Here is a 13,883-nt window from a genome sequence, read left to right as displayed (position 1 = left end):
TGTGCAACGACGCAGGCGCCTCGGGCGGATCGCGCGCCGCGGCGGCAGAGCTCCGACAGGCACCCGCGCTAGAGGCTGAGGACGGCGTCCTCTCCGCCGTGGGCGATCTTCACCTCGATCAGGCTGAGCAGCGCTTGCCTCCGCTCCTCGAGCTCGACGAGGGCGCGCGGCGGCACCAGCTCGTCCTCGAACCCGCCGGGGCGCAGCGCCGCGGCGGCCTTCTCGGGTCCGAACCGCGCGAGCGCGTCGCGGAGCGCCCGGGGGAAGCGCGCCGCCTCCACCAGGCGCTCTAGCTGCCGATCCAGCTCGCGCGCCTTCACGTGCAGCGGGAAGGCGCTCGCGTTGGCCTCCAGGCTGAGGGCCCCCGCGCTCACGTCGATGACGATCTCCTTCCGGAGCCCATTGCCGGCCAGGTAGTCGAGCGCGAGCACCTCCAGGTAATCGCGGAGGATCGAGGTGCGCTCACCGCGCGCTGGCGACGGGGAGCGGGCCCAGCGCGCCCACACGTCGAGCTCGGGCGCGTCATCGAAGCGGACCGATCGCCGGCGAGACGACACCCAGCGCGGGCCGGGTGGACCCGGAGCGGGCGCGAGGACCAGCGCGTCGACGGTCCCGTCGTTCATGACCGCGAAGCGACGCAGGAGCTTGCGCGCGTTCGGCTCGCGACCGATGAGCGCCACGAGCTCGCCGACGCCGATCCGGCGCGCTGCGGCGACGGGCACGACGTGCGCGCCGAGCGCCCTCGCAAGGCGATAGAATGCGACCGGGCGCCGGAACGCGAGCGGGGCCTTCTTCTGCGCCGGCGCGAGCTTCACCTTCACCTCGCGCGGCGCCGCTCCTTCGACGCCTGCGCCGAGCGCCAGGATCGCCTCGAACCGACCGTCGGCCAGCTTGCCCGTGAGCCGCAGCGCGCGCAGCGGCGAGCGCTGGAGCGCGCGCGCGACGTGCGCGTCCCCCGCAGCGCGCTCGAGCTGCGCGTCCCCCGTGGCTCCAGCGTCCGGCGCTGGGGGCGCGGGCGGCGCGGGCGACGAGCGCGCCTCGGGCGCGCTGGGCGCGGGCGCGGCCTCGTTCTCGGCCAGCGCGGCGATCGCGCCGGCGGCCCCGCCGCTGCGCTCGGACGACGGCCGCGCGCACGAGGCCGCGATCATCGCCCCCGCGACGAGCAGGCCCCGCGACGCCGCGCCGCCGAGGCGTCGCAGCAGCCCGCGCGCCGGTCCGGGCGCGCGCCCGTCTCGCGCGCGGCGGCTCATCCGTGCTTCGCGATGACGCGCTCGAGCAGGAACTGCTCCACGCGTTCGATGACCATCTTCTTGCGCTCCAGCGGGACGACGTGCGTGCCGCCGCTCACCATCATCAGCTCACCGCGCGGCAGCGCCGCCGCCATCTCCTCGGCGAGGCGAGGCGGGGTGAACGTGTCGCGATCGCCGGCGATCACGAGCGCGGGCAGATCGATCTGCGGGAGCAGATCGAGCGTCGAGTGCTCGCCGGCGCTGCGCAGCATGTGGAGGAACATCGAGAAATCGATGTCGACCATGTGCCGCATGTACGGCAGCAGATCCGCCGGGGTGACCGCGCTCGCGTCGACCTCGCGGGCGAGCAGCGCGATCCGGAGCGCCATCGGCGCCGGCACACGGCTCCATATGGCGCGCGCGATGTGCGGGTACGCGTCAACCTGCTCGATCACCCGCGGCAAGAGCTGCGCGAGCACATCCGTGCCTTTGAAGTGGTGCGTGATCCTGCCGGACGAGCCGCAGATCAACACGAGCCCGCACACCCCCTCGCGGTGGGTCCGCAGATGCTCCAGGATGACCTGACAACCCATCGAGTGCCCGAACAGCACCACAGGGCCGTCGCCGATCGCCGCGCGCACCGCAGCGAGATCGCTCGCGTGGTCGCGGAGCTCGACCGCCTTCGGATCGACAGGCAGGCTGCTCCGCCCGTGGCCACGATAGTTCCAGTGGGCGACGTTGACCGTACGGGCCAGGTCGTCCCATAGGTACTTCCAGATGAAGCCGTCGCAGGCGATGCCGTCGCAGAGCACCGCGGTGAGGCGTTCCGAGCCCGCCCCGACCCCGCTGGCCAAGCTTCCGGTGCCGCCGGGACCTTCCCGGTAGCGGACATAAATCCGCGTACCGTCCTTCCCGGCGGCGAAGAGCTCTCGACCCATCGATCCCCGAGCGACGCGTCTTACGCGAGGCTCGCGGCGATGTTAGTCGCCGCTATCCTCGTCGTCAGCCACGTCATTGACACTGGGAAGCTTTTTGATGTCTATCCGCGCCAGCTTCCACGCGCGCTGCACAACCCAAGAAAGCGAGCGATCGAGCCGCGCCGCTTCCTCCTTGATTTCTTGCAGCATCGACTCCGGAAAGTAGAGGCTTTGCTTCCGCTTGTCCGTCTTCGAGGCTTCGTTGTTTTTCGCCAGCGTGTCCTTGTCGGTCATACGCTCTTGGGGCTCCTCCCGATCCGCCACAGAAGATCACCTTACCGTACGGCGCACTTCCGTGGAAAGCATTCGTTTTTCCATCATGCCGATTGCGGGCACCATGTATGCAACTCCGCGATAGGCGCTCTGCGTCATGACTGCGGGAAAGCGATTTTGCCCGCGATCGCGCTCGCCGCGACGACCAGGGGACTGGCCAGGTAGACCTGGCCGGGGCCGCTTCGGCCCGGGAAATTCCGGTTGATGGCCGAGACCGTGATCTGCTCCTTGCGGTCGGATACACCGGGCCCGGCCTTGATGCACGCCCCGCAGGAGGGGTCGACGAGCTCAGCGCCCGCCTTCTCGAAGATCTCCAGGTAGCCCTTCGCCTCCGCGTAGCGGCGGATGTCCTGCGAGCCGAACTGGATGTAGAGGTGCACGCCCTCGGCGACGCGCTTGCCTTGCTCCACCGCACGGCGCAGCACCGACGCGTACATGTCCATGTCGGCCTTCTTGCCGCCCGTGCACGAGCCTCCGTAGGCGATGTCGATCTTCACCTCGCCGCCCGAGACCTCGTGGAGCGACCGCAGCGGCACGCCGTTCCGCGGATCGCCGGGCGTCGCGACCATCGGCTCGACCGCGGCGAGATCGATGTCGAACGTGGCCATGTACTCCGCGCCGGGATCCGCGCGCACGATGCGCGCGCGCACGTCCTCCGCGGCGAGCCCGCGCTGCTCGACGAGGTAGCGCACGATCTCCTCGTCGGCCTCGATGATGCCGGTGAAGCCGCCCGCCTCGACCGCCATGTTGGTGAGCGTCGCCCGCTCGTCGAGGCCCATCGCGCGGACGCCGTCGCCCGCGAACTCGAGCACCTTGCCGATGCCCTGGCCCGTCTTCCAGAACGGCTGCGAGAGCAGGAACAGCATCACGTCCTTCGCCGTGACCCCCGCCCCGAGCCGCCCGGTCAGGTTGAAGCGCACCGACTGCGGCACAGCGAGGCGGACATCGCGCGTGAGCCACGCGTTGGCCATGTCGGTCGATCCGACGCCGAACGCGAAGCACCCGAGCGCCCCCGCCATGCAGGTGTGCGAGTCGGTCCCGGCCACGACCTGCCCCGGCAGCGCGAGCTCCTCGATCACCTTGTTGTGGCAGATGGCCTCCGAGCCCACGGTCCTGCCGCCGCGCTCGACCTCGCCGTACAGCTTGATCCCGTGTCGCTCGGTGAAGGCCTGCTGCACCGTCGCGAGCGAGGCCGCCTGCTCCCGCAGGCCGAGCTTCAGGTGCGCCTCTGGCATCACGCGGTCGAGGAACGTGAGGTGATCCCGGAAGGCGAAGACGCTCTCCGGCCCGGTGACGGCCGCGTCCGGCCCGAAGCCCGCCCGGAAGAGCGACTCGGCCATCGGCGTGACGTACTCGTGCGAGAAGCGCACGTCGATGCGGACGAAGAGCGCGTCACCCGGCTTCACCGCCGGGACCCCGATCTTGTCCGCCCTGGCGTCCACGATCGCGCGCGCCGCGATGATCTTCTCGCACAGCGTCATCGGCCGCGGCGGCGTGTCGAGCGTCGGCGGCGAGACCTCGCCGGCCATCCGCGCCTTGTTGTAGGCGAAGAGGCCGCCGTACTCGACGACGTCGGCGCTGATCGGGTCGAGCCCGCGGGTGAACTCGCCGATCGGGATCTCATCGCCCCGCGCGAGCCGGTCGAGGAGCGAGAAATCGGTCGTCGTGAGCAGCCCGATGTTCTGGCAGTTCTGGCCGTAGATCTTCTCGATGCTGCGCGCGACGACGATCTGGATCCCGGCCTCGCGCTCCGAGTACGGCGCCGTCTCGCGCGAGCTGCCGCACCCCTTCGAGCGCCCGCTGACGATGACGCCGAAGCCGCCGTTCTTGATGGCGTCGCGCTCGATGAGCCCACCGCGCAGGCCGACCAGGCAGTACCGGGCGAGCGTCTCGTCGTAGTAGTAACAGACCCACCCCGGCGTGAGCTCGTCGGTCGAGATGTTGTCGATCAGCTTGTGCTGCTCGGGCTCGAAGCGAAGCTCGCCGCCCGCCAGCTGCTGCTTCAGGTGCGCCGAGTCCTCGGTCAGGTAGAGGATCCTCCCGGTGACTTGGACCGACTTGCGGCGGGGGATGGGCATCTGCACCTCGGACGCCCCGGAGCGCAGGGCACGCGCGCCGGGGACAAGACACACACCTAGTCCCTCTGAGCGGAGGCGCCAACGGCGGTCTTCGCCGCCGTGCGCGGAGCTCCGCCCGCCTCACGCCGAGGGCAGGAAATCCAGCATGGGCGAGCCTCGCCGGGCGGGCCACCGCGCCTTGACGGCGCACCGGGGAGGTGGTGTCTTCGCGGCCGCGGCCGGGCCGCGAGCGATGACCCGACCCACGATTTCCAGCGTTCCCGTGGCGATCCTCGGCGCCGGCTTGACCGGCATGGCGGCCGCGTACCACCTCGGGCGAGCGGGCGTGCCGCACCGGGTGTTCGAGCGCCTGCCGCGCCCGGGCGGCCACGCGATCACGCTCGAGGACGACGGCTTCCGCTTCGATCGGACAGGGCACCTCCTCCACCTGCGCGACCCCGCGACCCGGGAGCTCGCGCTCGGCTGGCTGGGCCCTGACCCTCTCGAGATCGAGCGGCGCTCGATGATCTGGTCGAACGGCACGTACACCCGGTATCCGTTCCAGGCGAACACCGCCGGCCTGCCGCCCGCCGTCGCCTACGAGTGCCTCCGCGGCTTCATCGAGGCGCACTTCGCGCAGGACCGGCCCCAGCCGAGGAACTTCGAGGAGTTCTGCCTGGCGCATTTCGGCGAGGGGATCAGCCGCCACTTCATGATCCCCTACAACAGCCGCCTCTGGGGGGTCCACCCGAGCGAGATCACCGCCGACTGGTGCTCCCGCTTCGTCCCGTTGCCGAAGCTCGAGGACGTGCTCGCCGGAGCGGTCGGGCTGAACGACCGCGAGCTCGGCTACAATGCGAAGTTCCTCTACCCGCGGCTCGGCATCGGGCAGCTGACGCACGGGCTCGCGCGGGCGCTCGCCGAGCAGCGGCCGCGGGACGCGGGCACGCCGGCGATCGAGCTCGGCCGCGCGCCCGTGACGATCGACTGGCGCGCGCGCGAGCTCGTGTTCGACGACGAGATCGTCCGGTACGACGTGCTCGTGTCGTCCGCGCCGCTGCCCGCCCTCGTGCGGCTCCTCTCGGACGCGCCTCGAGGCGTCGCCGAGGCGGCCTCCCGGCTGCGCTGCACGCACCTTCACTACCTCGACGTGGCGCTCGACACGCCGTGCGGGAAGCCGCTGCACTGGGTCTACGTCCCGGAGGCGAAGTACCCGTTCTACCGCGTGGGCTGCTACTCCAACTTCTCCGCCGACATGGCCCCGCCGGGCAAGGCCGGCCTCTACGTCGAGCTCGCCGATCGCGCCGAGCCCGATCTCGCGGCGCTGCTCCCGCGCGTCGCGGAGGGCCTCGTCGAGATGGGCCTCATCCCTGCCCCGAGCGCCATCCGCTTCGCCCGGCTGCGCCGCATCGACTACGCGTACGTCGTGTTCGATCACAGCTACTTCGGGTCGCTGGAGGCCGTGCGACCGTTCCTCGAGGGCCAGCGCGTCCTCTCGTGCGGGCGCTACGGCGGCTGGAACTACTCCTCGATGGAGGACGCGCTCCACTTCGGGCGCGACGCGGCGCGCCGGGCGCAGGCGCTCCTCGGAGGCGCGCCGTGAGCGCCGCGGATCCCGGCCCCGGCGACGCGGGTGAAGCGCCGGAAATCTCCATCATCATCCCCGTTTACAACGAAGAGGCGATCCTCCACGCCGCCGTCGTGGACCTGCGCGAGCGGCTGTTGCCGTTCGGCTGGCGCTGGGAGCTTGTGCTCGCCGAGAACGGCTCGCGCGACGGGACCCTCGCCATCGCCGGGGAGCTCGAGCGCAAGTACGCAGAAGTGCGGCACTTCTCGATCGGCGAGCCGAACTATGGGGCCGCGCTCCGCGCGGGCATCGAGCGGGCGCGCGGGCGCTTCGTCCTCTGCGACGAGATCGACCTCTGCGACGTGGACTTCCACCGCCACGCGATCGCGATGCTGCGGGCGGGGGACGTCGACATGGTGATCGGGTCCAAGCTCATCCAGGGGGCGCGCGACGACCGCCCGTGGGCGCGGCACGCGGCGAGCCAGATGTACAACGGGCTCCTCCGCGCCACGCTCGGCTTCCGCGGGACGGACACGCATGGGCTCAAGGCGTTCCTGCGCGAGCCGCTCCTCGGGATCGCGCGCGAGTGCGTCGTGGACAAGGACGTCTTCGCCAGCGAGTTCGTCATCCGCGCCTACCGGGCCGGCCTGCGGATCGAGGAGATCCCCGTCCGCGTGCTGGAGAAGCGGCGCCCCTCGATCAACCTCACGCGCCGCGTCCCGAACGTGCTCCGCAGCCTCGCGAAGCTGACCTGGGCGATCCGGGTCCGCGGCTGACGACCGATCTCGTCCGGCATCTGCAGCGCCACGCGCGAGGCTGGGCCCGCTCGTGGAAAAGTTCTGGCATGCTATACGCCGCAGGTGACGATCCTCCCTTCGAGCGCCGCAAGACCCGCCCGCCGCGCCGACACCGACGTGGACGTCGTGGTCATCGGCGGCGGTGTGAACGGCGTGGGGGTCGCGCGTGACGCATCGCAGCGGGGGCTGAAGGTCGCCCTCTTCGAGCGCAATGATCTCGCGTTCGGCGCGAGCGGCAACTCGAGCGGCATGATCCACGGCGGGCTCAGGTACCTGACCAGCGATCCGCACGTGACCGAGAACTCGTGCCGCGACTCGGGGCACATCCAGGCGATCGCGCCGCACCTGCTCTTCCGGATCCCCTTCCTCGTTCCGTTCGAGAACGCGAGGCACGGGCGCATCCTCTACACGCTCGCCGACGGTTTCTTCGAGGCGTACGACAAGTACCAGCCGCTCAAGCGCGGCAAGCCGCACGCGCGCCTGTCGCCCGACGAGCTCCGGAGGCTCGAGCCGGGGCTGCATGGAGACCTCGTGGGCGGCTTCAGCTTCGACGAGTGGGGGATCGACGGCGCGCGGCTCTGCATCGCCAACGCCGTCGACGCGATCGAGCGCGGGGCCAGGGTGTACGTGGGGCACACGGTCGAGCGGATCGAGCGCCGCGAGGACACCGGCGAGGTCGTCGCCGTCCGCTACCGGGACCGCGTGACCGGGGAGGGCGGGCGCCTCCGCACGAGCACGGTCGTGAACGCGACCGGGGCGTGGTCGCCGATCACCGCGTCGCTCGCGGGCCTCCCCGCCTCGAGCTCGCGGGTGCGGCCCGGCAAGGGCGTGCACGTCGTGTTCGACCGGCGCCTCACCAACTACGCGATCATGTCGAAGACGATCGACGGCCGTCAGATCTTCGTCGAGCCCTGGGAAAACATGAGCGTCGTCGGCACGACCGACGACGACTTCTACGGCGATCTCGATCAGGTCCGCGCGACGAGCGAGGAGGTCAGGTACCTGATCCAGGGCATCGCCCGCGTGTTCCCACAGATCCACGAGGCGCGCGCCATCGGCACGTTTGCGGGCGTGCGGCCCACGCTCTACGCGTACGGACCGACCGAGGACGCGCTCTCGCGCGAGCACCAGGTCATCGATCACGCAGCGCACGGCGCGCCGGGCCTCTACTCGATGATCGGCGGCAAGCTGGCCAGCTTCCGGCTCTTCGCCCAGGAGATGACCGACGTCCTGGCGCGGCGCTTCGACCTCGGCGCCCGCTGCGTGACGCACACGACCGCGCTGCCCGGCGGCGATCGCGCCGTGGACGCGCTCGCGCTCTCGCGGCGGTTGGAGATCGACGCGGTGGCCGCGCGGCGGCTCGTGTACCGGCACGGCTCGCGCGCGCTCCGGATCGAGGAGCGGGTGCGCGAGCGGCCGCGCGAGGCGGCGACGGTGTGCCCCTGCGAGCCCGTCATCGAGGCCGAGGTGCGCTACGTCCTCCGGCACGAGCTCGCACGGAGCGTGGCCGACGTCGCGCGCCGCACCCGGCTCGGCCTCGGCGCGTGCGGGGGCATGCGCTGCGCGGCGAGGTGCGGGCAGATCGTGGCGCAGGAGCTCTCGCTCCCGCCGCGCGACGGGATGCGGCAGGCGATGGAGTTCCTCTCGCGGCAGGCGATGACGCGCGCCGTCGCGCTCGGCCCGGAGCAGGCAAGGCAGGAGGCGCTCGCGATCGCCAGCGTGCGGTCGGAGCTCGGCGCGCCCGCGGACGACGGGATGACCGCGGCGGCGTGCGAGGACGGCGATCGCCGGTCGACGCGCCCCGCGCGGGAGCCGGAGGAGAGAGCGTGGCGCGATCGATCCTCGTGATCGGCGCCGGCGTCGCCGGGCTCGCCGCCGCGTGGAGCGCGGCGCGGCGCGGGGCCCGGGTCACCGTGATCTCCGCGGGCGTCGGTGAGACGGCGCTCGCCGGCGGCGCGGTGGACGACGTCCCGTGGGAGCAGCTCGAGCGGGCCGCGCGGCTGCTCGGCAGCGACCTGCCCGCGGGCGACCTCGCGCCGGCGATGAGGCAGTTCGCGGCGGAGCTCGGCCTGTGGGACGTGCCGCAGGCGACCGGCGTGCGCCTCGCCACCGTCGCCGGGCGGATCCGCCCCGCCCGCGGCAGGGATCGCGCGCTGCTCGATCTCGCCCCGCTCCGCCGCACGCGCGTCCTCATCCCGCGCGCGGCGCGCGCCGCGTGGGACGCCGACGCGCTCGCGGAGGCGCTCACGGACGAGCCGTTCGCCCGGGCGCGGGGGCTCCGCTTCCTGCCGGTCGACGCGCCGGTGCTGCGCTTCGACGACGAGCGGCGGATCGCCGACGGCGATCTCGCGGCCCGGCACGACGATCCGGCGCGGCTCTCGTGGCTCCTCGAGCGGCTCCGGCAGGCGCTCGATGGCGCGGGCGGCGCGGGGGCGATCCTGCTCGGCCCCTGGCTCGGCGCGCGCGCACCGCGGGCCGAGGCGCTCGCGGCGCGCCTCGGCGTCCCGGTGGGCGAGGCGCTGATCGGCGCCGGCTCGCCGGCGGGGCTCCGCTTCGAGGCGGCGCGCGACGCGCTGCTCGCCGCGATCGGGGCGCCGCGGCGCCACGGCCGCGTGCGCGCGGTGGGCGGTGGCCACGGGGGACCGGGGGAACCGGGCGAAGGCGTCGCGGTCCACGTCGAGGGCGAGGACGTGCCGCTCGCAGCGGACGCGGTGATCCTGGCGGTCGGCGGTCTCGCCGGTGGAGGCATCGCGTACGCCCCGCCCGAGCGCTTCGCCGGCCCCGACCTCCCGGCCCGCGGCGCCGCGCCGTTCGCGCTCTCGATCGAGGCGCCCGTCACGATGGGCGACGCTCGTGGCGCGTTCGGCGTGGTGAGCTCCATGCAGGGCCCGGAGCTCGATGTCATCGCGTGGCCCCGCGGCGAGCGGCCGGGCGCGCTGGAGGCGGTGGGCGTGCGGTGCGAGGGCGTCCGCGCCGCCCCCGGGATCCTGGCGGCCGGGGCGACCCTCGCCGGGAGGGCGCGCACCGTGCTCGACGCGGTGACGACCGGGCTCCGCGCCGGCGCCGAGGCCTGACGCGCGACGCGAGCGCGAAAGCGCAGCTCGCCCCGCGCGCGACCTTGCGCTAGCGGCTCGCCGGGATCGCGCGGAGGAGCTGCTGGTAGCCGACGGCGAGCGCGAAATCGCTCCCGCGGGTGGGATCGGCGGGCACGTCGCCGGCGATGTCGCGCGCCGCGGCCTCCGCGCGCTTCTCGACGAGCACGGCCCTCGGCGAGCCGCCGCGGAGCGACCCCTCGGCGGGGAGGTGCCCCTCGAGATCCTGCTCGCGGAGGATGGCGGCCGGGACCTGTTGCTGCGCGCTCTCGATGACGATGTCCGGCCGGATGCCCTGGGCCTGGATCGAGCGCCCCTTCGGCGTGTAGTAGCGCATCGTCGTGAGCCTCACCCCGGCGCCGCCGGGCAGCTCGTAGATGGTCTGCACCGACCCCTTGCCGAAGGTCGTCGCGCCGACGACCGTGGCGCGCCCGCTGTCCTGCAGGGCGCCCGCGACGAGCTCGGCGGCGCTCGCGGAGTACTCGTTCACCAGCGCGACGACGGGCAGCGAGGCGAACGCGCCGCCGTCGTGCGCCTTCGCCTCGTCGACGACCTGGTTGCGCTGGCGCGTCGAGTAGATCGTCCCCGACGAGAGGAACTCGTCGGCCAGCGCCTCCGCCTCGTGGACGAGGCCGCCGGGGTTGTTGCGCATATCGAGGATCACCCCGGCCAGCGGCGTCTTCGATGCGGCGCGCAGCCTCGCCGCAGCGCGGAGCATCTCCTCGTGGGTGCCGTCCTGGAACTGCTTCACGCGGACGTACGCGACGTCCCGATCGAGGCGCTTCGCGGCGATGCTCGTGACGTGGATCTGCTCCCGCGCGAGGTCGAACGTGAGCGGCTCGGCCGCGCCCTGCCGGCGGATCGTGAGCTTCACCCGGGAGCCGGGGGGCCCGCGCATGATCTTGACGAGCTTGTCGAGGCGCTCGCCGCGCACGGGGCGGCCGTCGATCGCGATGATCTGGTCGCCCGAGCGGATGCCCGCCCGCGCCGCCGGCGAGCCCTCGATCGGCGCGATCACGGTGATGTGATCGTCCTTGGCATCGACCTCGATGCCGACGCCGCCGAACGTCCCCCCTGTCTCTTCCTGGAACTGGGCGAACTCGGAGGCGTTCATGTACGCGGAGTGCGGGTCGAGCTCCGCGACCATTCCCTTGATGGCGCCGTCGATGATCTTGTTGCGCTGTGCCGGCTCGACGTACTGGTTCTCGACGAGCACGAGCACGCGCGCGAGCTGCTCGAGCGGGGCGTAGGGGCTCTGCGCCTGTGTGCTCGCGCCCGCGAGGTGGGAAGTCGCCGCCCCCCCCGCGAAGGCCGCAGCGATGAGCCCCAGGGTGCGCATCCAGCTCGAGAAGCGTCGCATCCGCCGACCATAGCAGCGCCGCGGGCGGCCGCGGCCAGCGCGCGGCCGCGCTCGGCTCGACGCCTGCCCCGGCGCCCCGTCGGCCAGGACGCCGCAGCCGGCTCGGGGCGCGCCAGCGCGGGCGTACCGACCGGCCCGTCGAAGTCGCGCCGCGATGCCCAAGGTACGGGGCGCATGGTTTGTCCTAGGAGAAGTGTTCGGCTATCTTCGCGCGCCTGAACGTGGAACTTGCCTCCTCATCGTCCAGCTTCGCCTCCGCGAAGCAGGGCTCGCCGCGAGGGGCTTCTCTCGTCGAGACGGTCAGCGGCCGTCGCGAAGAGCTGTCCGCGGCAGCGCTGTCGTCCGTGCGCGGGAGACAATTCGCATCCCGAGGCGGCTAGGATGGCCAAGATCAGCGATCGTGAGCTCGTCGATCAAGCCCGGGGCGGGGATGCCCAGGCGTTCGGGGCGCTGGTGCGTCGACATCAGAAGCGCATCTTCCGGCTGGCGTTCCACCTCGTCCGCTCGGGCGCGGAGGCAGAGGACGTGACCCAGGAAACCTTCGTCCGGGCCTACCAGGCGCTCGATCGGTTCGACGGGCGGAGCGAGCCCTTCACCTGGCTCTACCGGATCGCCGTGAACCTCTCGCTCAACATGATCCGGGCTCGCAAGCCGAGCAGAAACTCGACCCCCGCGGACGATCCGCGGATCGAGGCGCTGCTGCTCGAAACGCGCCCGAGCCACGGCGTCGATCCGGCCGCGACGACCCAGCAGCGCGAGCTCGCGGCCGCGCTCTGCGACGGCATCGAAACGCTGTCGGACACGCTGCGGACGACGCTCATCCTCGTGTGCATCGACGGCGTGCCCCACGAGGACGCGTCCAGGATCCTGGGCTGTCCAGAGGGAACAGTTGCCTGGCGCGTCCACGAGGCGCGCCGCAAACTCCGCGTCTACCTCGCGGAGCGCGGTTTCGGAGGGGACGCCGAATGAACGTCACCAGCAAGCTCGACCTCGATCGGATGCTCAACGATTGGCCTGCCCCCGCCGTCGACGAGGCGGCGTGGGAGACGCGGGCAGCTCGCATCGTCGAGGTCGCCCTGTCCCGGCGATCGGAGGACACGGCGGCGGTGGCCGACCTCCTCGCAGCCCCGGACCTCGCCGCAGAGCCAGGCGAGGAGCAGACGGGGGACATTCTGCGCGAAGTACGCGCAGCAGGAGAGCGCAGTACCATGGCGGACGGATCAGACACAGGCAGGGCCTCGAAGGCTGAAGCGCGCCTGTCGGGCGGCAGCGCTTCACGGCCCCCGGAGAAGAAACGTCCGTCGCTGAAGGAGATCGCCGAGCGCGCCAGCCAGGCGCCGGGTCGCATGAGCGGCGTTTCCGGGAGCAACCCGGCGCACTCGACACCGCTGCCGTCCGGGCGCGGCCCGCTGTCCACGCCGGTGCCGTCCGGGCGCGGCCCGCTGTCCACGCCGCTGCCGTCCTCGGGACGTGGCTCGATGCCTCCGGGGCGCGGCTCGCTCGCCGGCGCCCTGCGCGCGTCGTCGCCTTCGTTGCGGCCGGCCGAAGGGGTGACCGAGGACTCCGGCGTCATCGATCTCAACCGGCTCAGCGCGTCGGTGCCCCCGGAGCAGGTGGAGGCAGCCGAGAGGGCGCAGCCCGTTACGGCCGACCTGCTCGACGAGGACGAGAAGCCGGCCGCGGTCGCGGCGGTGTCGGTGAGGAAGCCGCGCGCCCCGTCCGCGCCCGTTGCCGAGGCTCCTGCGAAGAAGCGGTCCGGCGGGATGATCGCCGGCGCGGCCCTCGCGGCCCTGGGCTTGGCCGCGGCGGTGACGGTCGTGGTGAAGACGAGGGCGCCGTCGCCGCAGGATACGGCGGCAGCGCCGCCCGCCGTCCTGGCGCCTGCCGCGCCGCGCGAGGAGCGGCCGGCACAGCCCGCTGCCCCGGTCGCCGCCGCGCCCGCCGCGCCGGTAGAAAACGCGCAGCCCGAGCCGCAGCCCGTGGAAGCGGCGGAGAAGCTGGCCGCGGCGCCCAAGGCGCCAGCAGCACCGGTCGGCGCCGGCGCGGCGGCGCCCGCAGCGCCTGCCTCGCCCGCCGCCGCGCCGAAGCCGGAGCAGGGAAAGGTGGCAGCGGCGCCGACAGCGCCTGGCAAGCCGGGGGATCTGCCTTCCGCCATGCAGGCCGCCGTGGGCAACGACGGCGAGAAGCAGCCGTCGGTGGTATCGGAGGCGCCGGTGCCGGCCTCGGGCTCGCTCCGGCAGCAGAACATCCCCGAGCAGCCGTCGCAGGGCTCGGTGCAGGCCGCGCTCGGCTCGGTCATGGGCAACGCGAGGGCATGCGTGGCGGGCGCGGACGACGTGTCGCGCGCGCAGATCACGTTCTCGTCGACAGGCCAGGTGAGCAAGGTCAGCGTCAGCGGCTGGGCGGCGGCGAACGGCCAGTCGAGCTGCGTGCAGGCGGCGCTCAAGGGCGCGAACGTCGGCCCGTTCTCGAAGCCGTCGTTCGCGGTGAGCGCCACGATCCGGCCCTAGCCCAGGCCATAGCCCAGGGAG

11 protein-coding genes are annotated in these 13,883 nt (G+C 72.7%); 6 read left to right on the top strand and 5 right to left on the bottom strand.

Annotation, left to right across the window (positions count from 1 at the left end; genetic code table 11):
* Positions 1-68 precede the first annotated feature (68 nt).
* The 4 genes from WME75_RS44235 to WME75_RS44220 form a co-directional block, all read right to left on the bottom strand.
* Entirely contained in the window at positions 69-1,250 is a 1,182-nt protein-coding gene (locus WME75_RS44235; RefSeq protein ID WP_437484058.1) for a hypothetical protein, read from the bottom strand.
* Positions 1,247-2,167, bottom strand: a complete 921-nt coding sequence (locus WME75_RS44230) for an alpha/beta fold hydrolase (RefSeq protein WP_437484055.1) — start codon at positions 2,165-2,167, stop codon at positions 1,247-1,249. Before WME75_RS44230 ends, WME75_RS44235 begins: the two co-directional genes overlap by 4 nt.
* A 42-nt stretch (positions 2,168-2,209) precedes the next feature.
* The gene (locus WME75_RS44225; RefSeq protein ID WP_012241296.1) at positions 2,210-2,440 is read right to left on the bottom strand and encodes a TIGR04563 family protein; all 231 of its coding nucleotides are present in this window, start codon (positions 2,438-2,440) and stop codon (positions 2,210-2,212) included.
* A gap of 134 nt (positions 2,441-2,574) precedes the next feature.
* A complete protein-coding gene (locus tag WME75_RS44220; RefSeq protein WP_437484053.1) occupies positions 2,575-4,557 on the bottom strand; it encodes an aconitase family protein in 1,983 nt (660 codons plus the stop codon).
* Between the two features lie 232 nt (positions 4,558-4,789).
* Between WME75_RS44220 and WME75_RS44215 the strand changes: the two genes are divergently transcribed.
* From WME75_RS44215 to WME75_RS44200, 4 genes are all read left to right on the top strand, one after another.
* Positions 4,790-6,139 carry a protoporphyrinogen/coproporphyrinogen oxidase gene (locus tag WME75_RS44215; RefSeq protein ID WP_437484050.1) on the top strand — a complete coding sequence of 450 codons (1,350 nt, stop codon included), beginning with the start codon at positions 4,790-4,792 and terminating at the stop codon, positions 6,137-6,139.
* Positions 6,136-6,879 (top strand): glycosyltransferase, encoded by a 744-nt coding sequence (locus WME75_RS44210; RefSeq protein WP_437484047.1) that lies wholly within the window; start codon positions 6,136-6,138, stop codon positions 6,877-6,879. The genes WME75_RS44215 and WME75_RS44210 overlap by 4 nt, the downstream gene beginning before the upstream one ends.
* Positions 6,880-6,963: 84 nt before the next feature.
* Positions 6,964-8,748 (top strand): glycerol-3-phosphate dehydrogenase/oxidase, encoded by a 1,785-nt coding sequence (locus WME75_RS44205; protein ID WP_437484045.1) that lies wholly within the window; start codon positions 6,964-6,966, stop codon positions 8,746-8,748.
* On the top strand, positions 8,727-9,974 hold the full coding sequence (locus tag WME75_RS44200) for an FAD-binding protein (RefSeq protein ID WP_437484042.1): 1,248 nt from the start codon (positions 8,727-8,729) through the stop codon (positions 9,972-9,974). The genes WME75_RS44205 and WME75_RS44200 overlap by 22 nt, the downstream gene beginning before the upstream one ends.
* A 49-nt stretch (positions 9,975-10,023) precedes the next feature.
* On the opposite strand, the gene WME75_RS44195 is transcribed toward WME75_RS44200, so the two are convergent.
* Entirely contained in the window at positions 10,024-11,352 is a 1,329-nt protein-coding gene (locus WME75_RS44195) for a S41 family peptidase (protein WP_437484040.1), read from the bottom strand.
* A gap of 381 nt (positions 11,353-11,733) precedes the next feature.
* On the opposite strand from WME75_RS44195, the gene WME75_RS44190 reads away from it, so the two are divergent.
* Together WME75_RS44190 and WME75_RS44185 are read left to right on the top strand one after the other, a co-directional pair.
* Complete coding sequence (locus tag WME75_RS44190) at positions 11,734-12,321, top strand: RNA polymerase sigma factor (protein ID WP_437484037.1); 588 nt, start codon at positions 11,734-11,736, stop codon at positions 12,319-12,321.
* Positions 12,318-13,862: a hypothetical protein gene (locus tag WME75_RS44185; RefSeq protein WP_437484034.1), complete on the top strand. Its 1,545-nt coding sequence runs from the start codon at positions 12,318-12,320 to the stop codon at positions 13,860-13,862. Before WME75_RS44190 ends, WME75_RS44185 begins: the two co-directional genes overlap by 4 nt.
* The last annotated feature ends 21 nt before the right edge of the window (positions 13,863-13,883 follow it).

It is taken from the genome of Sorangium sp. So ce1014 (assembly GCF_051521505.1).
Lineage (GTDB): Bacteria > Myxococcota_A > Polyangia > Polyangiales > Polyangiaceae > Sorangium.
Note: the sequence above shows the minus strand (reverse complement) of the source record. Positions and strands in the feature narration are given on the sequence as shown.

Bases quoted from the DNA above. Each gene is read 5' to 3' on its own strand.
- WME75_RS44235 (WP_437484058.1), bottom strand. From the start codon at position 1,250: ATGAGCCGCCGCGCGCGAGACGGGCGCGCGCCCGGACCGGCGCGCGGG.
- WME75_RS44230 (WP_437484055.1), bottom strand. From the start codon at position 2,167: ATGGGTCGAGAGCTCTTCGCCGCCGGGAAGGACGGTACGCGGATTTAT.
- WME75_RS44225 (WP_012241296.1), bottom strand. From the start codon at position 2,440: ATGACCGACAAGGACACGCTGGCGAAAAACAACGAAGCCTCGAAGACG.
- WME75_RS44220 (WP_437484053.1), bottom strand. From the start codon at position 4,557: ATGCCCATCCCCCGCCGCAAGTCGGTCCAAGTCACCGGGAGGATCCTC.
- WME75_RS44215 (WP_437484050.1), top strand. From the start codon at position 4,790: ATGACCCGACCCACGATTTCCAGCGTTCCCGTGGCGATCCTCGGCGCC.
- WME75_RS44195 (WP_437484040.1), bottom strand. From the start codon at position 11,352: ATGCGACGCTTCTCGAGCTGGATGCGCACCCTGGGGCTCATCGCTGCG.
- WME75_RS44190 (WP_437484037.1), top strand. From the start codon at position 11,734: ATGGCCAAGATCAGCGATCGTGAGCTCGTCGATCAAGCCCGGGGCGGG.
- WME75_RS44185 (WP_437484034.1), top strand. From the start codon at position 12,318: ATGAACGTCACCAGCAAGCTCGACCTCGATCGGATGCTCAACGATTGG.